This is a genomic window from Streptomyces sp. NBC_00154 (assembly GCF_026342835.1).
Lineage (GTDB): Bacteria > Actinomycetota > Actinomycetes > Streptomycetales > Streptomycetaceae > Streptomyces.
Genome location: NZ_JAPEMI010000001.1, coordinates 2,501,704 through 2,524,565 on the forward strand (window position 1 = coordinate 2,501,704; position 22,862 = coordinate 2,524,565).

General features: G+C 71.0%; 22 protein-coding genes. 13 read left to right on the forward strand and 9 right to left on the reverse strand.

Annotated elements, in window-relative coordinates:
• Nucleotides 1-135: 135 nt before the first annotated feature.
• On the forward strand, nucleotides 136-783 hold the full coding sequence (locus OHA03_RS11100) for a TetR family transcriptional regulator (RefSeq protein WP_030975659.1): 648 nt from the start codon (nucleotides 136-138) through the stop codon (nucleotides 781-783).
• A gap of 123 nt (nucleotides 784-906) precedes the next feature.
• Here OHA03_RS11100 and OHA03_RS11105 read toward each other — a convergent pair whose 3' ends face one another.
• On the reverse strand, nucleotides 907-1,395 hold the full coding sequence (locus OHA03_RS11105; RefSeq protein ID WP_267003237.1) for a nitroreductase family deazaflavin-dependent oxidoreductase: 489 nt from the start codon (nucleotides 1,393-1,395) through the stop codon (nucleotides 907-909).
• A complete protein-coding gene (locus OHA03_RS11110) occupies nucleotides 1,395-2,627 on the reverse strand; it encodes an acyl-CoA dehydrogenase family protein (protein ID WP_267003239.1) in 1,233 nt (410 codons plus the stop codon). The genes OHA03_RS11105 and OHA03_RS11110 overlap by 1 nt, the downstream gene beginning before the upstream one ends.
• 139 nt (nucleotides 2,628-2,766) lie before the next feature.
• On the opposite strand from OHA03_RS11110, the gene OHA03_RS11115 reads away from it, so the two are divergent.
• The 6 genes from OHA03_RS11115 to OHA03_RS11140 all read left to right on the forward strand — a co-directional run bounded on the left by OHA03_RS11115 (nucleotide 2,767) and on the right by OHA03_RS11140 (nucleotide 7,646).
• Complete coding sequence (locus tag OHA03_RS11115; RefSeq protein ID WP_267003241.1) at nucleotides 2,767-3,948, forward strand: acetyl-CoA acetyltransferase; 1,182 nt, start codon at nucleotides 2,767-2,769, stop codon at nucleotides 3,946-3,948.
• 173 nt (nucleotides 3,949-4,121) lie between these two features.
• Nucleotides 4,122-4,445, forward strand: coding sequence for a DUF805 domain-containing protein (locus tag OHA03_RS11120; RefSeq protein WP_267003243.1), 324 nt, complete (start codon nucleotides 4,122-4,124; stop codon nucleotides 4,443-4,445).
• A 262-nt stretch (nucleotides 4,446-4,707) separates the two neighbouring features.
• Nucleotides 4,708-5,394 carry a pyridoxal 5'-phosphate synthase gene (locus OHA03_RS11125; protein WP_267003245.1) on the forward strand — a complete coding sequence of 229 codons (687 nt, stop codon included), beginning with the start codon at nucleotides 4,708-4,710 and terminating at the stop codon, nucleotides 5,392-5,394.
• A 103-nt stretch (nucleotides 5,395-5,497) separates the two neighbouring features.
• A complete protein-coding gene (gene htpX, locus OHA03_RS11130) occupies nucleotides 5,498-6,406 on the forward strand; it encodes a zinc metalloprotease HtpX (RefSeq protein WP_267003247.1) in 909 nt (302 codons plus the stop codon).
• A gap of 18 nt (nucleotides 6,407-6,424) precedes the next feature.
• The gene (locus OHA03_RS11135; protein WP_267003249.1) at nucleotides 6,425-7,009 is read left to right on the forward strand and encodes a hypothetical protein; all 585 of its coding nucleotides are present in this window, start codon (nucleotides 6,425-6,427) and stop codon (nucleotides 7,007-7,009) included.
• A gap of 34 nt (nucleotides 7,010-7,043) precedes the next feature.
• Nucleotides 7,044-7,646 (forward strand): DUF1707 domain-containing protein, encoded by a 603-nt coding sequence (locus tag OHA03_RS11140; protein ID WP_267003251.1) that lies wholly within the window; start codon nucleotides 7,044-7,046, stop codon nucleotides 7,644-7,646.
• A gap of 34 nt (nucleotides 7,647-7,680) precedes the next feature.
• Here OHA03_RS11140 and OHA03_RS11145 read toward each other — a convergent pair whose 3' ends face one another.
• Together OHA03_RS11145 and OHA03_RS11150 are read right to left on the reverse strand one after the other, a co-directional pair.
• Nucleotides 7,681-8,091, reverse strand: a complete 411-nt coding sequence (locus tag OHA03_RS11145) for a Zn-ribbon domain-containing OB-fold protein (RefSeq protein ID WP_267003253.1) — start codon at nucleotides 8,089-8,091, stop codon at nucleotides 7,681-7,683.
• A complete protein-coding gene (locus OHA03_RS11150) occupies nucleotides 8,088-8,540 on the reverse strand; it encodes a DoxX family protein (protein ID WP_267003255.1) in 453 nt (150 codons plus the stop codon). Before OHA03_RS11150 ends, OHA03_RS11145 begins: the two co-directional genes overlap by 4 nt.
• 172 nt (nucleotides 8,541-8,712) lie before the next feature.
• Here OHA03_RS11150 and OHA03_RS11155 point away from each other — a divergent pair, with 172 nt between their 5' ends.
• Nucleotides 8,713-9,930, forward strand: coding sequence for an NAD(P)/FAD-dependent oxidoreductase (locus OHA03_RS11155; RefSeq protein ID WP_267003257.1), 1,218 nt, complete (start codon nucleotides 8,713-8,715; stop codon nucleotides 9,928-9,930).
• 121 nt (nucleotides 9,931-10,051) lie between these two features.
• Here OHA03_RS11155 and OHA03_RS11160 read toward each other — a convergent pair whose 3' ends face one another.
• Nucleotides 10,052-12,019, reverse strand: a complete 1,968-nt coding sequence (locus tag OHA03_RS11160) for an Ig-like domain repeat protein (RefSeq protein WP_267003259.1) — start codon at nucleotides 12,017-12,019, stop codon at nucleotides 10,052-10,054.
• Nucleotides 12,020-12,399: 380 nt separating this feature from the next.
• Here OHA03_RS11160 and OHA03_RS11165 point away from each other — a divergent pair, with 380 nt between their 5' ends.
• From OHA03_RS11165 to OHA03_RS11175, 3 genes are all read left to right on the forward strand, one after another.
• Complete coding sequence (locus OHA03_RS11165; protein ID WP_267003261.1) at nucleotides 12,400-14,628, forward strand: acetate--CoA ligase family protein; 2,229 nt, start codon at nucleotides 12,400-12,402, stop codon at nucleotides 14,626-14,628.
• Nucleotides 14,629-14,659: 31 nt separating this feature from the next.
• Nucleotides 14,660-15,490: an enoyl-CoA hydratase/isomerase family protein gene (locus OHA03_RS11170; RefSeq protein WP_267003263.1), complete on the forward strand. Its 831-nt coding sequence runs from the start codon at nucleotides 14,660-14,662 to the stop codon at nucleotides 15,488-15,490.
• A 70-nt stretch (nucleotides 15,491-15,560) separates the two neighbouring features.
• Nucleotides 15,561-16,157 carry a flavin reductase family protein gene (locus OHA03_RS11175; protein ID WP_267008004.1) on the forward strand — a complete coding sequence of 199 codons (597 nt, stop codon included), beginning with the start codon at nucleotides 15,561-15,563 and terminating at the stop codon, nucleotides 16,155-16,157.
• A 77-nt stretch (nucleotides 16,158-16,234) separates the two neighbouring features.
• On the opposite strand, the gene OHA03_RS11180 is transcribed toward OHA03_RS11175, so the two are convergent.
• Nucleotides 16,235-17,584 carry an MFS transporter gene (locus tag OHA03_RS11180; RefSeq protein ID WP_267008005.1) on the reverse strand — a complete coding sequence of 450 codons (1,350 nt, stop codon included), beginning with the start codon at nucleotides 17,582-17,584 and terminating at the stop codon, nucleotides 16,235-16,237.
• Nucleotides 17,585-17,733: 149 nt separating this feature from the next.
• Here OHA03_RS11180 and OHA03_RS11185 point away from each other — a divergent pair, with 149 nt between their 5' ends.
• On the forward strand, nucleotides 17,734-18,066 hold the full coding sequence (locus tag OHA03_RS11185; protein ID WP_030975625.1) for a hypothetical protein: 333 nt from the start codon (nucleotides 17,734-17,736) through the stop codon (nucleotides 18,064-18,066).
• A gap of 83 nt (nucleotides 18,067-18,149) precedes the next feature.
• Here the strand turns inward: OHA03_RS11185 and OHA03_RS11190 are convergent, their stop codons facing one another.
• On the reverse strand, nucleotides 18,150-19,382 hold the full coding sequence (locus OHA03_RS11190; protein WP_267003267.1) for an MFS transporter: 1,233 nt from the start codon (nucleotides 19,380-19,382) through the stop codon (nucleotides 18,150-18,152).
• Nucleotides 19,383-19,531: 149 nt separating this feature from the next.
• Here OHA03_RS11190 and OHA03_RS11195 point away from each other — a divergent pair, with 149 nt between their 5' ends.
• Entirely contained in the window at nucleotides 19,532-20,521 is a 990-nt protein-coding gene (locus tag OHA03_RS11195) for a GlxA family transcriptional regulator (RefSeq protein WP_267003268.1), read from the forward strand.
• Between the two features lie 85 nt (nucleotides 20,522-20,606).
• Here the strand turns inward: OHA03_RS11195 and OHA03_RS11200 are convergent, their stop codons facing one another.
• Nucleotides 20,607-21,656 carry a Zn-dependent alcohol dehydrogenase gene (locus tag OHA03_RS11200; protein ID WP_267003269.1) on the reverse strand — a complete coding sequence of 350 codons (1,050 nt, stop codon included), beginning with the start codon at nucleotides 21,654-21,656 and terminating at the stop codon, nucleotides 20,607-20,609.
• Nucleotides 21,653-22,804: an acyl-CoA dehydrogenase family protein gene (locus tag OHA03_RS11205; protein ID WP_267003270.1), complete on the reverse strand. Its 1,152-nt coding sequence runs from the start codon at nucleotides 22,802-22,804 to the stop codon at nucleotides 21,653-21,655. Before OHA03_RS11205 ends, OHA03_RS11200 begins: the two co-directional genes overlap by 4 nt.
• Nucleotides 22,805-22,862: the final 58 nt, after the last annotated feature.

Below are 22,862 nucleotides of genomic sequence, written 5' to 3' on the forward strand. Positions count from 1 at the left end.
ATAACACAATTCAAGCTGTGGATCGGATCCGCCGAAATCCGGCCACTTGCCCCACACCACCCCACCGCACCTGCGGAACTCCCCATTTGCAGTCGGCCGAATCGCGCTCCGATCACCCCTCGGTAAGCTGACGGCATGACAGGACAAGTGCGCACCGTCGACGGCCGCGTGGCCGGTCGACGCGGACAGGCGACGCGGCAGAAGCTGCTCGACTGCCTCAGCGAGATGCTCAGCTCCTCGCCGTACCGGGACGTCAAAGTCATCGACGTCGCCCGGAAAGCAGGGACTTCACCCGCGACCTTCTACCAATACTTCCCCGACGTCGAGGGCGCCGTCCTCGAGATCGCGGACGAAATGGCCAAGGAGGGCGCCGGGTTGACGGAACTGGTCGCAGGCCGCTCCTGGGTCGGCAAGTCCGGCTGGCAGACCGCCGAAGAACTCGTCGAGGGATTCCTCGACTTCTGGCGGCGCCACGACGCGATCCTGCGCGTGGTCGACCTCGGCGCGGCCGAGGGCGACAAGCGGTTCTACAAGATCCGCATGAAGATCCTGAACTCGGTCACCAACTCGCTTACGGATTCGGTGAAGGATCTCCAGGCCAAGGGCAAGGTCGACAAGGACATCAGCCCCGCGGCGATGGCGGGCTCACTGGTCGCGATGCTGGCCGCGGTCGCCTCGCACCAGAAAGGCTTCCAGACCTGGGGTGTCAAGCAGGCCGAACTCAAGCCGAACCTGGCGCTGTTGGTGCACCTGGGCATCACCGGCAAGAAGCCGACGAAGTAGCGCCGGCTCCCGGCTTCCCCTTCCGCTCCGGGCACCGCACGGCCATCCCGGGCTGCCCATGTCCTGTCGCGCCGACGGCGGACCACGCAATGTGGTCCGCCGTCGGCGTATCCCCGCGCCTTACTAAGTCGCGGGCCGCTCCAGCCGGAAGAGCCGGATCTCCCGCTCCACCCGGGCCTGGTACGTGGCGTACGGCGGCCAGAACCTCAGCGCCGCCTGCCACACCTCCTCCCGCTCCGCGCCCTCCAGCAGCCGGGCGCGTACCGCGATGTCGCGTCCCTTCCAGTTGATGACGGCGTCATCCGGATGGGCCAACAGGTTCGCAGTCCAGGCAGGATGACCCGTACGGCCGAAGTTGCTGCCGATGAGGATCCACGTCCCGTCACCGTGCTCCGGGGTGGGCATACAGGCCAGTGGGGTGGTCCGCAGCTGCCCGCTCCTCGCGCCGCGCACCGTGAGGATCAACCCCGGCAGCATCTGCGCGCTGAGCAGTACCTTGCCGCGGGTGAGCCGGTGGACGGTGCGGTCCATTGCGGGTATGACGTGCGGGGCGATCCTCGCGAAGGTGCGGGTCGAGGACACCTTCTGGATCAGCCGGACTCCGGGTGCCATCAGACCGCCACCTCCATGCGCGGCCCGTGCCCCTGCCCCTCTCCCTGCCCCTGGGTGTCCTGCGTGAAGAGCCCGGCCTGCTCGGCCGCGTGGTCGCGCAGCCGGTGGACCGGCCCGAAGAGCAGTTCGTCGGCGGCGGCCCGCTTGAAGTAGAGATGCGCCTCGTGTTCCCAGGTGAAGCCGATCCCGCCGTGCAGCTGGACGGCCTCGGCGGTGGTGATCCGCTGGGTTTCCAGCGCCTGGGCGAGGGCGAGCCCTCCGGCCGCCGGGTCCCAGGCCGCGTAGTAGGCCGCAGACCTGGCTGCCTGCACCCGCACGTACAGATCGGCGAGCCGGTGCTTCACGGCCTGGAAGGAGCCGATGGCGCGGCCGAACTGCTCGCGCGCCTTGACGTATTCGACGGTCCGGTCGAGTGCACTCGCCGCGGCTCCGACCGCCTCCGCCGCCAGTACGGCGGCGGCGGTGCGCCCGACAGAGGTCAGGGCGCCCGCCGGGCCGGCCACATCGACCGCGTCGTCCGCGCCGAGCAGGTCCGCCGGGGTGTCGCGCAGTTCGATGCGGGCCAGCGGCCGGGTCTCGTCCAGCGAGGTCTGCCGGGTTCGGACGAGCCCGGTCGCCGTGTCCGCGCGGACCAGGAAGAGGAGCGTACGGCTGCGCGGGAAGCCGCCCGCGTGGGCCGCGACCAACAGCACTCCGGCGCTGTGCCCGTCGAGTACCCGTGCGGCCTCCCCGTACAGCCGCCACCCCTCCCGGCCGGACCGGGCCTGTACGCCACCGGCCCGCCCGCCGCCCGCCCAGGCGCCGCCGGTGGTGTCGCCGGTGAGACCGAGGGCGGTGGAGAGCGAGCCTCCGGGGACGGCGAGGGTCGCAGTCAGTTCACCCGCGGCGATGCGCGGCAGCAGGGCGGTGCGCTGGGCCTCGGTGCCGAGTGCGGCGATCAGAGGCGCGGCGAGCACGGCGGTGGCGAGCAGCGGGGACGGCAGCAGCGCGCGGCCGGTCTCCTCGCAGGCGACGGCGAGTTCGACGGGCCCGCAGCCGACCCCTCCGTACTCCTGCGCGAGCGCGAGCCCCGGCAGCCCGAGATCCTGGGCGAGTTGCCGCCACAGGGCCTCGTCATATCCGTGCGCGGTCCGCACGGCGCTCCTGACCTCGCCGGGTCCGCAGCGTTTGACCAGCAGTTCGCGCAGGGTGCGGCGGATCTCGTCCTGCTCCGCGGTGAAGGCGGCGTCCATCGTCGGGCTCCTTCCCCTCAGGGGCCGTAGGCCTCTGATCTGACGGTTCGTCATGCTAGGCGTGATGTTGCGAGAAACCCAGAGCCGCGCACGCGCTCGCCCCACCCCCTCATGCCACATCTGATGTACCGTCAGATTTATGCCTTCCTCGCCCTCCTCTCCCCCGCGCAAGGTCGCTGTCGTCGGCATATCCCTCGCGGACTGCGGACGCGTCGACGGCCCCACCCCGTACGCCCTGCACGCCCAGGCCGCCCGCCGGGCGCTCGCCGATTCGGGCCTGGACCGCTCGGTCGTCGACGGCTTCGCCTCCGCCGGACTCGGCACGCTCGCCCCGGTCGAGGTCGCGGAGTATCTGGGCCTCAAGCCCACCTGGATGGATTCCACCGCGGTCGGCGGGGCGACCTGGGAGGTGATGGCCGCCCATGCCGCCGACGCCGTCGCGGCGGGCCGCGCCGACGCCGTACTGCTGGTGTACGGGTCCACGGCGCGCGCAGACATCCGGGCCGGGCGCCGCACGTCGAATCTCTCGTTCGGCTCGCGCGGCCCGCTCCAGTTCGAAGTGCCGTACGGGCACTCACTGATCGCGAAGTACGCGATGGCCGCCCGCCGCCATATGCACGAGTACGGGACGACGCTCGAGCAGCTCGCCGAGGTGGCCGTGCAAGCCCGCGCGAACGCGGCGGCCAACCCGGACGCGATGTTCCGGGACCCGATCACGGTGGACGACGTCCTGTCGGGCCCGATGATCGCGGACCCCTTCACCAAGCTGCACTGCTGCATCCGCAGCGACGGCGGGTGCGCGGTACTGCTGGCGGCCGAGGAGTACGTACCGGACACGGCGAAGGCCCCGGTGTGGATCCTCGGCACGGGCGAGTACGTCTCGCACTCCACGATGTCCGAGTGGGACGACTTCACGGTCTCCCCCGCCGCGGTCTCGGGCCGGCTGGCCTTCGGGCGTGCCGGGGTGCGGCCCGCCGACATCGACCTGGCCGAGATCTATGACGCCTTCACCTACATGACGCTGGTGACGCTGGAAGATCTGGGGTTCTGCGCGAAGGGCGAGGGCGGCGCGTTCATCGAAAAGGGTCGAATCGGTCGGTCCGGCGAACTTCCGGTGAACACCGACGGGGGTGGGCTTTCGGCCTGCCATCCTGGGATGCGCGGGCTCTTCCTCCTGGTGGAATCCGTCCGCCAACTCCGTGGTGAGGCGGGGGAACGGCAGGTCAGAAGGGCGGACGGCAGCTTTCCCGAGCTGGCCGTTGCCTCGGGAACGGGTGGCTGGTTCTGTTCCTCGGGCACGGTCGTGCTGGGACGGGGCTGAGAAGCCCGAAGCCGGGCGGGCGCTGCCTGAAAGCGCTCTCTCTATAACTTTTTGACCCGGGCACCTCAAGCCTCTAGGTTCTGGCGTCCAGGCTCGGTCCAGCGAGGACGGGCCACCATCGTCCTTGGGGGGACACATGCACTGGTTATCTCGATGTTCTGAAGAAGTACGCGGTGTTCAGCGGCCGTGCGCGCCGCCAGGAGTACTGGATGTACGTCCTGTTCAACGCCATTGCCGCCATCATCGCGTTGGTGCTCGACGCGGCGCTCGGCACGTTGCCGATCATCACCGCGATCTACTACGTCGCTGTCCTTCTGCCCAGCCTCGGTGTCTTCGTGCGCCGCCTGCACGACACCGGCCGCTCCGGCTGGTGGGTGCTGTTCGGGGCCGTCCCGCTGGTGGGCGGGATCACGCTGCTCGTCTTCGCGTGCCTCGAGGGCGAGCGCACCCAGAACGCGTACGGCCCGGACCCGAAGTCGGGCTACGCCGCGGCCTAGTGGGCCCCGCGGTCGGCCCTCCGTCCGACCGCACACATGACCGCATGACCGTGCGCTCACCGCTCTGAGCGCACACCACACAGGGCGTCGCCCGGCAACCCACTGCCGGCCGACGCCCTGTGGGCGTCCGGCCACGGCCGCGCTCCCGGGGATCGTCGTCCCCCACCCGGTCCTCGACGCCGAAGAACTCGTCCGCCTCACACCACCGCGGACCGACCCGGCGGCCCCGCGCCCCGCGCCTCGGCGGGCATGATGGGGCCGCATGACCGATGTGACGCCTGATCCGCACTCCGCCCAGCAGGCCTTCCGGGACCTCCTGCACGCCCAGCGGGTATGGGACGTCGAGCTGCCCTCGTTCGATCCCGCCGCCGCGCCCCTCACCCCGCTCCCCCTCTTCCACGCCTGGTTCGCCGAGGCGGTGGCCGCCGGACAGGCCGAGCCGCACACCATGACGCTGGCCACCGTCGACGCCGAGGGACACCCGGACCTGCGGACGCTGATGCTGCACGACGCGGACGACCGTGGCTGGCACTTCGCCACGCACGCCACCAGCGCGAAGGGCCGCCAGCTCGCCGCGCACCCGCACGCGGCGCTCGGCTTCTACTGGCCCGCGCAGGGGAGGCAGGTGCGGGTACGAGGTCCGGTCACCGCCTGCACCCCCGCCGAGAGCCGGGCCGATCTGCATGTCCGCTCGACCGGGGCACTGGCGTCGGCGCTGGTGGGACGGCAGAGCGAGGTGCTCGGCTCGTACGAGGAGCTGAACCGCGCCTCGGACGCCGCCTGGGAGCGGGCACAGGCGGAACCGGAGGCGGACGTGCCGAGCTGGACACGGTACGTGGTCGAGCCGCGCGAGGTCGAGTTCTTCCAGGGTGACGCGAGGCGGCGCCACATCCGGCTGCGCTACCGCCGGGACGGCGGGGCGTGGGAGCGGGAGCTGCTCTGGCCGTGACCGGCCCGTCCGGCTCACTCGTTCCATCCGGTTTCATTCCGCTTATCGGGTTCCGACGCAAAAGGAGCACTATGGGAGACAGGTGAGTTGCTGGAGGCATTCCATGACACGAACCCGTTCCCGCTACGCCCCCGACCACGGTCTGACCACGCGCATGGTCACCACCATGTTCCTGATCGGACTGCTGTACGTGATCCTGGTGGGCGTGCTCCTCGCGGTGCTGCGGGGCGCCTGGCCGATCATCCTGATCTTCACCGGCGGCCTGTTCATCGCCCAGTTCTGGTTCAGCGACCGCATCGCCGCATTCAGCATGGGTGCCCGCGAGGTCACCCCGGAGGAAGCACCCGAGCTGCACGGCACCATCGACCGGATCTGCGCCCTGGCGGACATGCCGAAACCCCGGGTGGCCATCGCCCGGAGCGACGTACCGAACGCCTTCGCCACCGGCCGCGGCGAGAAGACCGCACTCGTCTGCGCCACCACCGGGCTCCTGCGCAGACTCGAACCCGAGGAGCTGGAAGGCGTCCTCGCGCACGAGATGTCGCACGTCGCCCACCGGGACGTCGCTGTCATGACGATCGCCTCGTTCCTCGGCGTCCTGGCCGGCATCGTCACCCGCGTCGCCCTCTGGGGCGGCTTCTCCCGCAATCGCAGCAGCGACCCCGTCGGCATCGCGATCATGCTGATCCCGTTGATCAGCGCCGTCGTGTACTGCCTGAGTTTCCTGCTCACCCGGCTGCTCTCGCGCTACCGCGAACTCTCCGCCGACCGCGCCGCCGCCCTCCTCACCGGCCGCCCCTCCGCGCTCGCCTCGGCGCTCACCAAGGTCAGCGGCCAGATGGCCAGGATCCCGACGGAGGACCTGCGGAAGGCGGAGCCGTACAACGCCTTCTACTTCGTCCCGGCGTTCTCCTCGAAGGAGAGCCTCAGCCGGCTGCTCTCCTCCCACCCGACCCTCGAACAGCGCCTCGACCAGCTGGCCCGAATCTCCGCCGAACTCGCCCGCCCGTAAGGAACCAGGGAGTCCGCAGTGGGTCTTCTCGACACCATCCTCGGCCGCAGCAAACCGGTCCGCCCCGACCTCGACCAGCTCTTCGCCGTACCGTCCGCCGCCCTCACCCTCCAGGCGGGCGCCGGCTTCACCCCCACCGGACTGGGCTCGGTCTGCTTCGCGGGGGTGGAGGGCGGCACCTTCGCCCGTATCCGGCAGGACGTACAGGAACTGCTCGACGCGGACACGGACCGGGGCGGCATCCCGGTGGAGTTCAGCCAGGACACGTACGGCTACACCTGGCTGCTCTCCCGCCGCTCCCCCGACGATGTGGCCGCCCTGGTCAACGACCTGCACGCGGTCAACACCCTGCTCCAGGACGGCGGCTTCGGCCCGCAGTTGCTCTGCTCGCTGATCGGCTTCCGGGATGCCGAGGGGCGGTCTCTGGCGCTGGTCTACCTGTACAAGCGCGGCACGTTCTATCCGTTCACCCCGGTGCGGGGCGGCGGCGAAAAGCGCGACAACCAGTTGGAGTTGCAGATCAGGGCGACACTCGGGGACGACCTGCGGGTCGAGAAGGATCTCTCCCGGTGGTTCCCGGTCTGGGGGGCGCCCGGACTGTGAGCCGGGCGCCGAGCCGTTCCGTATCATCAGGTTCATGACTGCTGAGCGCCCGAACTCCGTCAGTCGGCTGCGCGCTTCCGACGCCGACCGTGAAGCGGTGGTGGACCAGTTGAGGGAGGCCGCGGCCGAGGGCCGTATCGACCTCGACGAGCTGGATACCCGGCTGGGCCAGGCGCTGGTCGCCAAGACCTACGCCGAGCTGGCGCCCCTCACCGCCGATCTCGGGCCCGCGCCGCAGGACGCGGGGAAGCCGCTGGTCCTCAAGGGTGGCATCCACGGCGCGGTGCGCACCGGGCGCTGGAAGGTGCCCGCGCACATCGATGTGGACGGCGGCATGGGCGGCGCCAGGCTCGACTTCACCCGGACCGACTGCCGGCTGCGCGAGATCGAGCTGGAGGTCAACGGGCAGATGGGCGGGGTCAGGATCATCGTCCCCGCGGGCTGGGCCACGGAGACCGACGAGGTCGATCCCGGCCTGGGCGGCTTCAAGGACCGGACCACGGACGAAAGGCTCCCGGGCACCCCGCTGATCCGCGTCACCGGCACGGCCGGCATGGGCGGCGTGGTCATCCGCCACCCCAACGTCTGGGAGCGGTGGAAGCTGCGGCGCGCGCTGCGGCGCAGCAAGTCGTTCTGAGTCGTACCGGGCGAACGGCGGAGTCAGGGCCGACTCACGGCCGGAAGACCGGGACCGCCTCGCCGCCCTCCTCCTGCCGGAAGGTGACGCGCAGTTCCATACCGATGGCGAGGTCGGACTCAGCGCAGTCGACGATCTCCGTCATCATTCGCGGCCCCTCGGCGAGGTCGACGACGGCCGCCGTGTACGGGACGCGGGCGCCGAACGGCGGCAGGTCGTTCCGGTGGACGACGGACCAGGTGTAGAGCGTGGCACGGCCGCTCGCCCGCTCCCAGGTGACGTCCTCGCTCCAGCATCGCGGGCAGAACTCGCGTGGGTAGTGGTGGGCCCTGCCGCAGGCGTGGCAGCGGCGCAGCAGCAGGTGCCCCTCGGCGGCCGCGTCCCAGTAGGGCCGGGTGAAGTCGTCCGGTCCGGGCAGGTCGAAGCGGGGGGCGGCCGTGGTCATCCGAAGAGTCCGATCACGTGGTCGAGGGACCAGACCTGCCAGGACATGGCGAAGAGGGCGACGAGGGAGATCAGCGCCATCATCGCGTTCTGCCCCTGCTCGGCCCAGTCGTGGATCATCAGCACCAGGTAGAGGAGGTTGAGAAGCAGTCCGCCGAGGAGCGCGACGGGTGTCAGAAAGCCGGCGATCAGGCCGAGCCCCAGGGCGAGTTCGGCGTAGACGACGAGGTAGGCCATGGCCTTGGGGCGGGGCGCGACGATCCGCTGGAAGCCGGTACGTACCGCCGCCCATCGGTGCTTGCCCGCGACGTCCGCCGCCCAGGCGATTCCCGTACCGCGCTCGAACCAGCCCTTCTTGTCCTTGTGCCGCCAGCTCTCCAGCCACCACAGGCCGAGCCCTATTCGAAGGACGGCGAGCCACTCGGCTCCGCCGAGCCAGATCGTCTGCATCGGGGCCCCTCCCACTCAAGGGATCTGACGGTACGTCAGTTCACCCAATCCGGCACCGCCGCGCAAGAGGTACGCAGAACACGGGCCGGACGCACACACTCGTGATCAATTCGCAATCGATTCCGGTCTTGACCGAGACCCATCAAGTAATCGGGCGATTACGCTCCGATCCATGCCCAACAGCACCTCCACCTCCGGCAGTAGTCCCGTGCCCGCGCCCGCCCCCGCGCCCACCGACACCACCGACCACCGGCCCGTCTACGTCGTCGGCGGCGGCCCCGGCGGTCTCGCCGCCGCGGCGGCCCTGCGCGAGCAAGGGGTACGGGCCGTCGTGCTGGAGAAGTCCGGAAGCATCGGCGCGTCCTGGCGCGGCCATTACGACCGGCTGCACCTGCACACCACCCGACGCTGGTCCGCGCTGCCGGGGCTCGCGATGCCACGCCGGTTCGGACGCTGGGTGTCCCGCGACCATGTGGTGCGCTACCTGGAGAAGTACGTCGAACACCACGAGCTGGAGGTGGTGACGGGCGTCGAGGTGACCCGCATCGACCGGGCTGCCGACGGCACCGGGTGGCAGCTGACCGCGACCGGCGGCCGGGTGCTGACCGGGCGGGCCGTCGTCCTGGCCACCGGCTACAACCACACCCCGCGGATCCCGGACTGGGCCGGCCGCGACACCTTCGCCGGCGAGCTGGTGCACGCCCGCGACTACCGCAACCCCGCCCCGTACGCGGGCAAGGACGTCCTCGTCGTCGGGATCGGCAACACCGGCGCGGAGATCGCCGTGGACCTGGTGGAGGGCGGCGCTTCCCGGGTACGGATCGCGGTACGCACCGTTCCGCACATCGTGCGCCGCTCGACGGCGGGCTGGCCCGCGCAGGCGACCGGCATCCTGGTCCGCAGACTGCCGGTGCGGCTGGTCGACCGGGCCGGCCGGCTGATGGCCAAGGTCGCCGTGCCCGACCTCGCCGAACAGGGTCTGCCCCGCCCGGACACGGGCCTCTATTCACGGGTCAAGGACGGCGCCATCCCGGTCCAGGACGTGGGGCTGATCGACGCCGTGCGGGGCGGCCGCGTGGTGCCGGTGGCAACGGTCGAGTCGTTCGACAAGGAAGCGGTCGTACTGGCCGACGGGACCCGGATCACCCCGGACGCGGTGATCGCGGCGACCGGCTACCGGCGGGCCCTGGAACCGCTGGTCGGACACCTCGACGTGCTGGACGCACGCGGGCGGCCGGTGGTGCACGGCAGCCGCACACCGAAGCACGCACCCGGGCTCTACTTCACCGGGTTCACCAATCCGATCAGCGGCATGTTCCGCGAAATGGCCCTGGATGCACGGAAGATCGCCAGGAAGCTGGCGAAGGACACCGGCCGCCTCCGCCCCTGACCCGGACCTTTTGACCGCGTCGACATCACCACCGGGCAGCCGGCGGACCCGCCTGCCCGGCAATCGGTGCATGGAGAAGGGCCTCCGCAACCATGGAGGCCCTTCTCGCTCCCGCCGGGCCCTACTTGGTGAAGATGAAGTACTTCCAGGCGCCGTGGGTGGTGGAGTTCACGTTGTCGCCGGAGGAGTTGTTGACGTACGAGGAGCGCATGCGCATCCGGTAGCCGGTGTCGTGCGTGCCGCCGAGCGTCACGACGGACTTGCCGCTGGTGCCGAGCTTGAAGTACTCCCAGCCCGCGTCGTACCACTTGCCCTGGTAGTAGATCTCCAGGCTCAGCTTCTGGGAACGGCCCTTGTAGTACGTCATGGTCGTGGTGAAGACCGGGTCGGTCTTCTTGTGGAAGTACGCGTACGAGGTCGAGCCGATCTTCGCCGTCCTGTACTGCTTGGCCACCGACGTGGAGACCTTGACCTTGGCGTACGCGACGGACTTCGCGGTCTTCGACGCGTAGCGGGCGTCGCCCGCGAAGACGGCGGTGACGGTGGTGTCACGGGTCATGTCCACGGTGGCGGACAGGTTGCCCTTGGAGTTGACCGTGCCCCGCTTGACCAGCTTCTTCGGCTTGTCCGTGCCGAACGGGTCGGCCCAGATCTCGACCGTCCGGTTCTTGTACGTCGTACCGAGGTGCGCCGTGAACGAGACATCGGTGCCGTACGAGTACAGGGCGCCGTTGTGGTTCAGCGTCAGCGAGGGCGTCGCCCGCGAGACGGCGACCGAGGCGCACGCGGAGGCCGTGGTGTGCGTGGCGTCACCGGCGTACGACACCTTGTACGTGACCTTGCCGCCCGCGGGCGGGGTGTCCGTGAACGAGAACGCGCCGTTCGCGGCGACCGTGCTCGTACCGAGCGACTTGCCCTTCGGGCTGTCGAGGTCGGTACGGACGACCGTGACCTTCGCGTCCGCCGGGAACGGCTTGTCGGAGGTCAGCCTCCCGGTGGCGCCGAGTTGCTTGCCGCGGGTCGCCCGGGCGGGAGCGGAGACGGTCGCCGTGACCGAGTAGCGGGCAGCGTCGTCGAGGACGCGGAGGTAGGTCCTGCCCTGTCCCCGGGCGATGGCGAACAGCCGACTGCCGTCCGGCGCCCAGCTCAGCCCCTGGGCGGCGATGATGTCGCCACCGGACGCGGACGCGCCGTACGTGTACGTGCGGAACGGCTCCGTCATGCCCGGCTTGAAGACGAAGACGTCCTTGTCGTACGGGCTGTTGGCGGCCAGGGCGACCGTGCCGTCCGGTGCGATGGCGGCGGAGTCGGGGCCGTACGCGTCGATCGGGTAGCCGCCGGTGCGGGTCAGGTCACCGGCGTTGATCGCGGTCGCCTCGTATGAGGAGGTACCCGAGGTGGTGACGATCTGCGCGCCGTCGGCACTGAGCGCGAAGTCCGCCATATCGCTGCGGGCATCGGCCTGCGTCCCCTCCTTGCGCAGGACGGGGGCGCCGGTGGACACGTCGTACACGGCCAGCTCCGACCAGGTGCCGTGGAATCCGAGCACCAGGGTGTTCCCGGCGGACTCCAGCTCGGGGGCACCGGTCCACGCATTGCCGGGGAGCTGGTCGAGAGCGATCTCGGGGGTGCCCTGCGCGGGGTCGAACGAGCCCAGGTTGCGCGAGGACGCCTGCCCGTACGCGAACCAGACCCGGCCGCCCGCCACCGCTACGGTCTGCGGATCGGTGTTCTCGCCGGTGGCGTACCGGGCGGCCGCGGTCGAGCCGGTCGTCTCGATGGCCACGACGGCGTCGGCGCCCGGGAGGGCCGCGTAGACGAATCCGGAGTCGGGCGAGATCGCCAGATCCCGCACGCCGGAGAGATCCGGGACGGTCGCCACGACCCGGCCCGTGTAGTCGGTGACGACGACCTTGTTGCCGGTCGGGTCGCTGATGTACACCCGCTTGTGGACGCCGTCCACGGCGATGTCGCCGTACGAGGTGATCGGCAGGGCGCCGGCGGAGTCGGCCGCCGCCGGTCCTGCGGTGCCGACGGCCATGACCGTCGAACTGAAAAGGACCGCGAGCGCGGTCGCCACGGTGCGCATGCGCACGTTGATGAACCCCCAGGGAGAAACCCGGTTCGGTCGGCCGGGTGACGAGTCGGGCCGCGCGACACCCGCACATCGTCATGTGAAGAAGGTGAAGACAACGTGAAGGGCGCGGCCGCACGCGCAGCGTATGTCATGACTGCGGCAAATGGGGAGAGGTTCCTGTGGGGCGGCTGTGCGGCCCGGGGGCCGAAGCGCCCCGGCCCCCCGGACCTCGGGCGCGCAAAGGGGCGGGGAATCCCGGCCAGGGCCCGTCCAGCCTTTGCCTTCCTACCCATTCCTGACTGAGCGTCAGTTCAGTAACCTGACATGGCGTCAGCTAATTGGATGCGGGCGCCCCGAGCCCGGACGGACCTCTAGCAGGAGTGGGCGGAACGATGCTTGGATCGACTCACGGCACCCTCACCACACACTTCCGCGCCCGGGTGGTGGCCTGCGGCGAGGAACCGCACGCCGCCGTCCACAGCATGACGGCCACCGCCGCGGAACGCGATCTCGACGTCAGCGGCCGCCCGCTGCACGCGCCTGTGCCCGACCTGGACCGGTTCTTCCGGCCCGAGTCCGTCGCCGTCATCGGGGCATCCGACGCCGAGGGCCGGCCCCGTACCGGCATCACCCGGCAGCTCGTCGCCTGGGCCGAGCGGGTCGGGGCACGCCTGCACCCGGTCCATCCCACCCGGGAGTCCGTCTTCGGCCGCCCCTGCTCCCCTTCCGTCGCGGACCTGCCGGAGCAGGTCGATCTGGCGGTGCTGCTGGTCGGCGACCCGCTCCCGGTGATCGAGGAACTCGGGCAGGCCAAGGTGAAGTTCGCGGTCGCCTTCGCCTCGGGTTTCGCCGAGACCGGCGAAGAGGGCGCCGCCGCCCAGGCGCGGCTGGCGGCCGCGGTGGAGCGGTCGGGGCTGCGGCTGCTCGGACCGAACACCAACCTCAACGCGTTCGAGGCGTTCCGGGACGACCTCGACGGGCCGGCGATCGCCCTGATCACCCAGTCCGGCCACCAGGGCCGCCCCGTCTACACCCTCCAGGAGCTGGGCGTACGGCTGTCGCACTGGGCGCCCACGGGCAACGAGGCGGATCTGGAGACGGCCGACTTCATCTCGTACTTCTCGCAGCACCCCGAGGTCGGGGCCATCGCCTGCTACGTGGAAGGGCTCAAGGACGGGCGTTCCTTTCTGCTCGCCGCCGACCGGGCGGCACGAGCCGGGGTTCCGGTCGTGGCGGTCAAGGTGGGGCGTACGGAGACGGGGGCCAGGACGGCCGCGTCACACACCGGCAAGCTGACCGGCGCCGACCAGGTGGTGGACGCGGCGATGCGGCAGTTCGGCGTGATCCGGGTGGACGGGCTCGACGAACTCCAGGACACCGCGGCCCTGCTGGCCCGGGCGCGGAAACCGCAGGCCGACGGGGTCGTCGTGTATTCGATCTCGGGCGGCACGGGCGCGCACTTCTCGGACCTCGCAACGGGGGCGGGGCTGAAGCTCCCCACCCTGTCCGAGGAGAAGCAGCGCGAGCTGCACGAGTGGATTCCCGGCTATCTGAACGTTGCGAACCCGGTCGACAACGGCGGGCATCCGGTCGGCGACTGGCGCGGCCGGAAGATCATCGACGCTGTCCTCGCCGACCCGGACGTCGGGGTGCTGATCTGCCCGATCACCGGCCCGTTCCCCCCGATGAGCGACAGGCTCGCGCAGGACCTGGTGGATGCGGCGGAGACCACGGACAAGCTGGTGTGCGTGGTGTGGGGATCGCCGGTCGGTACGGAGGACGCGTACCGCACGACGCTGCTCGGCTCGTCGCGCGTCGCCACCTTCCGCACGTTCGGCAACTGCATCACCGCCGTGAAGGCCTATCTGGACCACCACCGGTTCGCCGGCTCGTACCGCTCGCCCTTCGACGAGGCGCCGCGCACGCCGTCGCCCTCGTTCCGCAAGGCGCAGGCCCTGATGCGTCCGGGCCACCAGCTGAGCGAGCACGCGGCGAAGCAGCTTCTGCGGGCGTACGGCATCCGCGTCCCGCGCGAGCAACTGGTCACCAGCGCGGCGGCGGCCGTCCGGGCGGCGGGTCTGGTCGGCTACCCGGTCGTCATGAAGGCGTCCGGCGCGCGGCTGGCCCACAAGACGGAGCTCGGGCTGGTCAAGGTCGGGCTCACCTCCGCCAGCCAGGTCCGCGACGCGTACCGCGAACTGACCGACATCGCCCGCTACGAGGGCATCGAGCTGGACGGCGTCCTGGTCTGCCAGATGATCGAGCGGGGCGTCGAAATGATGGTCGGCGTCACGCACGATGCCCTGTTCGGGCCGACGGTGACGGTCGGGCTCGGCGGCGTCCTCGTGGAGGTACTGCACGATGCGGCGATGCGGGTGCCGCCGTTCGGCGAGGACCAGGCGCGGGCGATGCTCGGCGAACTGCGCGGCCGGGCCCTGCTGGAAGGCGTACGCGGCGGACCGCCGGTGGATGTCGACGCGCTCGTCGAGGTCGTGCTGCGCGTCCAGCGGATGGCACTGGAACTGGGCGACGACCTCTCCGAACTGGACATCAACCCGCTGATGGTGCTGAGCCGCGGGCAGGGCGCGGTGGCGCTGGACGCGCTCGCCGTCTGCCGCTGACCACCTACGCCACCTGCCGAGGAGCCGCCTCATGCCGTCCTCCCCCGAAGACACCCCCGGGTCCGCCGACCCGCTTGACTCATTGGTACTCCACGCCACTGACAACGGCGTCTCATGGATCACTCTCAACCGCCCCGAAGCGATGAACGCCGTCACCTGGGACCAGCGGGAACGCCTCATCGCCCTCCTCTCCCGGGCCTCCGCCGACCCGGCGGTCCGGGCCGTCGTCCTGACCGCCACCGGCCGCGGCTTCTGCGCGGGCGCCGACCTGCGCGGCGTCCCGTCCACCGGCGACCGGGTCCCCGGCGATGTGGCCCGCACCATCCGGCTCGGCGCGCAGCGCCTGATCGCGGCGGTCCTGGACTGCGAGAAGCCGGTGATCGCGGCCGTCAACGGTACGGCGGCCGGCATCGGCGCACACCTGGCGTTCGCCTGCGACCTGGTACTGGCCGCCGACTCGGCGAAGTTCATCGAGGTGTTCGTACGCCGCGGCCTCGTACCGGACGGCGGCGGCGCGTACCTGCTGCCCCGCCTGATCGGACCGCAGCGTGCCAAGGAGCTGATGTTCTTCGGCGACGCACTCCCCGCGGCGGAGGCGGAACGCCTGGGCCTGGTCAACCGAGTGGTCCCGGCCGAGGAGTTGACGGCGACGGCCCGCGCATGGTCGCAACGCCTGGCGGACGGTCCGACCCGTGCCCTCGCCCTCGCCAAACAGCTGGTCAACGCATCCCTGGACGCCGACCGTGCAACGGCGTTCGCCGCCGAGGCAATGGCCCAGGAGATCAACATGACCACGCAGGACGCGGGCGAGGGAGTGGCGAGCTTCGTGGAACGCCGCGCACCGAAGTACCGGGGACTGTGACGATCCGGCTCAGCCCTTCTTATCTGACGCTCCGTCAGCTTAACTGGGAGATGTGATGGGACACGCAGGCATGGCCGCCACCGCCATCCGGTACCTCAGGTCCGTCGGCGCCGCCACAACCGCCGGCCCGGCACCGGTCGATCCGCTGCCGCGCCCCGATCTGCGGGCCGTCGCGGACGACGAGCGGCTGCCCGTCGATCCGGCCGAATTCCGGCGCGTGCTCGGTCACTTCGCGACCGGTGTCACCGTCGTCACCGCCCACGCCCCGGACGGCCCTGCGGGGTTCGCCTGCCAGTCGTTCGCCTCGCTCTCCCTCGACCCGCCGCTGGTCACCTTCATGGTCGCCCGCACGTCGACGACCTGGCCACGCATCGCCCGCGCCGGGGCGTTCTGCGTCAACATCCTGGGCGCGGAGCAGGACGCGTTGTGCCGGGGGTTCGCGGTGAGCGGGGCCGACAAGTTCGCCGGGGTGACGTACGGGGCCGCTCCCGCGACCGGGTCGCCGCTGCTGGCCTCCGTACCCGCCTGGGTCGACTGCCGCATCCAGGCCGTCCACACGGGCGGCGACCATCTGATCGTGGTCGGGCGGGTGGAGGCGCTGGGGGCGGCGGACGGGGTCGCTCCGCTGCTGTTCCACCGGGGGGCGTTCGGCCGCTTCAACGGGTGAGCGTGTACCGGCGTGGTGCGTCGATGCCGACGTACTGCCGGCCGGGCTTCGGACTTCGCGCACGGTCGGCGACCGCCTCAGCCGGTGCCGGTCAGCGCCGCCGGCTCCGGGGTCTGCGCCTGCCGCCGGATCACCAGCGCCATCAGCGCCGCCGTCGCGCACAGCGCCCCCGACGCGTACCAGACCATGTCGTACGAGCCGAACACATCGCGCGCCACACCGCCCAGGAACGCCACCAGTGCTGCGCCGACCTGGTGGGAGGCGAGGACCCAGCCGAAGACGATCGCGCTGTCGTCGCCGTACTGTTCGCGGCACAGGGCCAGTGTCGGCGGGACCGTGGCCACCCAGTCCAGGCCGTAGAACACGATGAAGAAGACCATCGGCGGGTGCACCGTCGGCGCCATCAGCATCGGCAGGAAGAGCAGCGAGATGCCGCGCAGCGCGTAGTAGACGGCGAGCAGCCGGCGGGCGTCGAAGCGGTCGGTGAGCCAGCCGGAGAAGATCGTGCCGATGATGTCGAAGACCCCGATGACGGCGAGCAGCGAGGCCGCTGCCGTGATGGGCATGCCGTGGTCGTGGGCCGACGGCACGAAGTGCGTACGGATCAGGCCGTTGGTCGATGCGCCGCAGATCGCGAACGTGCCCGCGAGCAGCCAGAACGGTCCGGTGCGGGCGGCGTCGAACAGGACGCGTACGGTACGCGCCGCCGCACCCCGGGCGGGCGCCGGCTTCTCCACGTACGAGCCGCCGTAGGGGGCCAGGCCCACATCGGCCGGGTGGTCGCGCATCAGGAGCCAGACGAACGGGACGACGACGAGCGCGGCCAGCGCGACGGTCACCGAGGCCGGCCGCCAGCCGTGCTCCTCGACGATCCAGGCGCACAGCGGCAGGAAGACCAACTGGCCGGAGGCGCCGGCCGCGGTGAGGATGCCGGTGACCAGGCCGCGCCTGGCGACGAACCAGCGGTTGGTGACCGTTGCCGAGAAGGCCAACGCCATCGAGCCGGTACCGAGACCGACGAGCAGGCCCCAATAGATCATCAGCTGCCAGGAAGCCGTCATCCAGACACTGGCCAGGGCTCCCGCCGCGACCGTGGACAGGGCCACGACGACGACCCGGCGGATGCCGAACCGGTCCATCAGCGCGGCGGCGAACGGCGCGGTCAGTCCGTACAGCGCCATGTCGATCGAGACGGCCAGCCCGATCTCCCCGCGCGACCAGCCGAACTCCGTGTGCAGCGGGTCGATGAGGAGGCCGGGCAGGGAGTTGAACGCGGCGCCGCCGATGATCGTCACGAACGTGACGACGGCGACGATCCAGGCACGGTGGATGCGCGGGCGGGACGGCTTGCGGTCGGCCGGGCGGGCGTCGTCCTGCGCGGGACCTGCGGCGGCGCTATCGGTTGTCTGGGTCACGTCACCCAGCATCCGGTCCCGGGGCATCTCCTCACGAGTGGCCCGAGGGACATGGTTCGTAGGGATCGGGCCATGGGGGAAGGCGTACGATCATCCGTCGGCCGGGGCGAACGCTCACCCGGCCGAATGAGACGGACGAGCCGATCGAACCGGGGGATCTCATGCAATGGGTCGCGCGTCAGCAGTTCCATCACCGTTCCGCACTGATGCAGGCGTGGGGCGCCGGACTGCTGCTCATCGCCGCCGGGCTCTGGATCTGGCTGGCGTTCCTGCTGGTGGATCAGGCGGACGCGTACTGCTACCGCGTCACCATGCAGTGCACGGTGGTGTCGGAACTGCCCAAGCAGCTCACCGTCCTGGCGGTCTCCGGACCGCTCTCCGTCCTCGGCTCCGCGCTGCTCGTCGGTGGCAGTGTGCGCAGGCAGACCAGTGCGCATGTCTTCCAGGTCATCGAGATGCAGAAGTCCGAGGAGCGGGACCGGCAGAAGCGCTGACGGCCGTCGGCCCGGCCGGACTGCAGCCGTCCGGGCGGCCGCCAGGCGGTGCGCGGACCGGGCCCCCGCCGCGGTCGCCCGGCTCACCCGATCCGCTCCAGGCGGCGGATCGGGCGGGCCGCCAGCAGCAGCCCCACCACCAGCGCGTTGATCACCGCTCCGGCCAGCAGCACTTCCGAAGCGCCCACCGCGTCCGCGACCGGTCCCGCCAGCGCGCGGCCCGCCGCCAGCATCAGCAGGGAGCCCGCCACGTCGTAGGCGTGCAGCCGGTTCAGGGCCTCCGGCGGGACGTGCGTCTGGACCGTCGTCGACCACATCACCAACCAGAACGCGAACACCGCGCCCGCCACGAACTGCCCGACCCCCAGCGCGAACACCGGCATCCCGAGACCGAGCACCACCAGGTTGACGCACACCCCGGTCAGGGCGATAGCGCCCGCCGCGAGCGGGCGGCGGGGTCTCAGCCGCAGGGCCAGCAGGCCGCCGAGCACGCTGCCCGCGCCGTTCACCGCCATCATCACGCCGTACGTGCCCGAGCCGTGTGCCTCGGTGACCTCGACCGCGGTCAGCGGGAGCATCGGGCCCATCACGGTGAAGCCGTACACCGTCCAGATCGCGATCACCCCCCACAGCCAGCTGCGCGCACTGAATTCCCGCCAGCCATCCACCAGTTCGGCGACGAATGTGCCGCGTGGCGCCTCGTCGGACGGCATCGGGGCGAGGCGCAGCAGGAAGAGGCAGGCGCCGGAGACCGCGAACGTCGACGCGTTCGCCGCGTACACCGCTCCGGCGCTCGCCAGCCCGACCAGCAGCCCCGCGAAGGCGGGGCCGGCCATGGTCATCAGCGCCTCGGAGACCCGGAGCACCGCATTGCCGCGCTGCACGTCGAGCGCCACCCGGGGCACCGTCGATGCGACGCCCGGCTGGAAGAGCGCGGCGCCGACGCCGGCCACCGAGCTCAGTGCGTACACCGCCCACAGCGGCGGGTTGCCGGTGGCGAAGGAGATGGCCAGCACGGATGCCCCGACCAGCCGCAGCGCGTCGGCGATGATCATCATCCGGCGTGGGGTGAACCGATCCGCCAGTACGCCGCCGAAGAGCACGAAGAGGGCCAGCGGCCCCATCCAGGCGGCCAGCGCGAAGCCCACGGAGGAGTGCGGCCGGCCGGCCCCCAGCAGACCCGCGGTGAGCGCCACGGGGATCATGCCGTCGCCGAAGAGTGCGGCGGTACGGGCGATGAAGAAGAGCCGGAAGTTACGGTTCCAGAGCTCGCTTCCCGGTCGGTCGTCGTCCCATCGCGCAGCCAGCGGCGGCAAGGAAGCCGTAGGGCTGAGGGAAGACGAAGGGGATGGGGCGCTCTCGCGGGTCGCGCCGGGAATGCACTCGTGCTCTGCTGACTTTTCCTTCACGTCAGTGACATGTATCAGTTTAAGGTCTATACCACTAGGGGTGAAGGGAGTCCGCCATGCGGCATCGAGTCGTCGTCCTGGCCCTCGACGGGCTGCTCCCTTTCGAACTGGGCATCCCACAAAGGATCTTCGGCCTGGCCCACGGTTCCGAGCCCGGCGACCGGGGCCGGAAACTGTACGAAGTCGTGACCTGTTCCGTCCGCCCACCTGGTCCGGTGTCCACCGACGCGGACTTCACCATCACCGTGGAGCGCGGCCCCGAGGCGCTGGCCACCGCCGACACGGTCGTCATCCCCGCTTCCTACGAGCTCGGCCCCGTCTACGACGAGGGCAGGCTGACGGACGAACTGACCGCCGCGTTCGCGTACATCAGGCCGGGCACCCGTCTGGTCTCGATCTGCACGGGCAGTTACGTGCTTGCCGCCGCCGGACGTCTCGACGGACGCCCCGCCACCACGCACTGGTCGTCCGCCGACCACTTCCAGCAGCTGTTCCCGCAGGTCCGGGTCGACCCCGACGTCCTGTTCATCGACGACGGGGACGTCCTCACATCCGCCGGGGTCGCCGCCGGGATCGACCTCTGCCTGCACATCGTGCGCCGCGACCACGGCACGGCCGTCGCCAATGACGTCGCCCGCCGCACGGTCGTGCCGCCGCACCGCGACGGCGGGCAGGCCCAGTACATCCGACGCCCGGTCCCCGAGGCTCAGTTCGCGACCACGACGAGCGCGCGGGCCTGGGCACTCGGCCGGCTCGACCGGCCGATCCTGCTGCGCGACATGGCGCAGCAGGAGTCGATGAGCGTACGGACGTTCACGCGCCGGTTCCGGGAGGAGGTCGGGATCAGTCCGGGGCAGTGGCTGACCCAGCAGCGGGTGGAGCGGGCACGGGGGCTGCTGGAGGCCACGGACCTGTCGATCGACCAGGTGGCACGGGAAGCGGGGTTCGGGACGGCGACGTCGCTGCGCCAGCACATCCAGGCGGCGTTGGGCGTGTCACCGACGATGTACCGGCGGACGTTCCGCGTGGGGGCGGGCGGTCGGTGAGGGCGCGGATGCGGATGCGGCGCCCGAGGAGCTGGTGCCGCGACCGGCAACGCTTGCGACGGGGTAGAGCTCGCCGGGAAGGGCACTAGAACACCAGCACGCCGCGCGCCACCCGCCCGTGGTACGCGTCGTCCGCCGCCTTCGCGAAGTCCTCCACCGGGTACGTCTCCGTCACCAGCTCGTCGAGGAGCAGCCGGCCGTCCCGGTACAGGTCCGCGTAGAGCGCGATGTCGCGCTGCGGGCGCGAGGAGCCGTACCGGCAGCCCAGGATCGACTTGTCCAGGTACATCGACGAGACCAGGAACGACGCCTCCGCCGTCGCCGCCGGGACACCCAGCAGGATCGCCTGGCCGTGCCGGTCCAGGAGGTCGATCGCCTGCCGGATCAGTTCCGTGCGCCCCACGCACTCGAAGGCGTGGTCGGCACCGGTCGGCAGGATCTCGCGCACGCCGTCCGCCGACGGCAGGAAGTGCGTCGCGCCGAACTGCCGTGCCACCGCCTCCTTCGCCGGGTTGGCGTCCACCGCGACGATCGTCAGCGCGCCCGCGATCCGCGCACCCTGGATCACATTGAGCCCGATGCCGCCGGTGCCGATCACGACGACCGTGTCGCCCCGGTCGACCTTCGCCCGGTTGAGCACGGCGCCGACCCCCGTCAGCACACCGCAGCCGATCAGGGCGGCCGACGTCAGCGGGATGTCGGCGGGGATCTTCACCGCCTGCACGGCCTTGACGAGGGTCCGTTCGGCGAACGCCGAGTTGGAGGCGAACTGATACAGCGGCTTGCCGCCCCGCGAGAACGGCTGCCCGGGCATCCCGATCGCCTTGCGGCACATCGTCGGCCTGCCCCGGTCGCACTGGGCGCACGCGCCGCAGCTGGCCAGCGTGGACAGCGAGACATGGTCACCGGGCGCGACATGCGTGACGCCCGCGCCGATCGTCTCCACCACGCCCGCACCCTCGTGCCCGAGCACCACCGGCAGCGGGAACGGAATAGTCCCGTCCACGACCGACAGATCGCTGTGGCACAGGCCGGCGGCCGCCACCGCGACGAGCACCTCGCCGGGTCCCGGGTCACGTATCTCCAGGTCGTCGACGACCTCGGTCTGCTTGCCGTCGAAGACGACGCCTCTCATCTCGGCTCCCTCGGTAGGCCGAGCACCCGCTCGGCGATGATGTTCCGCTGGATCTCGTCCGAGCCGCCGTAGATGGTGTCGGACCGGGTGAACAGGAACAGGCGCTGTGCCTCGTCGAGTCCGTACGGTGTGGTGGGCGACCAGTCGTCCGGGCCCACGGCTGCGGCGGCGCCCCTGATCTCCACGGCGAGCTCGCCGAGCCGCTTGTGCCAGCCGCCCCAGAGCAGCTTGGCGACGCTCGGGGCGCCCGCGTCGCCGGAACCGCCCAGGGTGCGCAGGGCGTTCCAGCGCATGGTCTTCAGCTCGGCCCACTGCCGGACGAGCCGTTCGCGCAGTACGGCGTCGGCGACCGCACCGCCGGCGACGGCGGCCCGGACCACACGGTCCAGCTCGGCGGCGAAACCGATCTGCTGGACCAGGGTGGAGACGCCGCGCTCCAGGGCGAGCAGCCCCATGGCGACGGTCCAGCCGTTGCCCTCGCCGCCGACCACCTCCTCGGCGAGCGCGCCGTCGAAGAAGACCTCGTTGAACTCGCTCGTCCCGGACATCTGGCGGATCGGGCGCACCTCGACACGGCCCGGCTGGTCCATCGGCACCAGCAGGAACGACAGTCCGTGGTGGCGCTGCGAGCCGGGGGTGGTGCGGGCGAGGACGAAGCACCAGTCGGCGTCCTGGGCGAGCGAGGTCCAGATCTTCTGGCCGGTGACGATGTACCGGCCGGTGCCGTCCGGCACGGCGCTCGTCCGCACCCCGGCGAGATCAGAGCCGGCGCCGGGTTCGCTGTAACCCTGGCACCAGAGCTCCTCGCCCCGGGCGACGGCGGGGAGGAACCGCTGCTTCTGCGACTCGGTCCCGTACGCGATGAGGGTGGGGGCAAGGAGGTTCTCGCCGATGTGGCCGACGCGGGCGGGGGCGGTGGTGCGCGCGTACTCCTCCGCCCAGGCGACCTGCTGGGTGAGGGTGACGTGCCGGTTTCCGTAGCCGGCCGTCCCGGTATCCCAGCCGAGGCCGATCCAGCCGGCGCGGCCCAGCTCCCGCTCCCAGGCGCGGCCGCCCGCGGTGGCGCAGGGCTGTGCGAGGTGGGCCTCCAGCCAGGACCGGGCCTCCTGGCGGAAGGCGTCGTCCGCCGCGTCGAACGCGAAGTCCACGTCCACTCCTTGAGGTCGGGCGGAAAATCCAGCCGCTCCGTCGTTCGAGGAGCGGGGT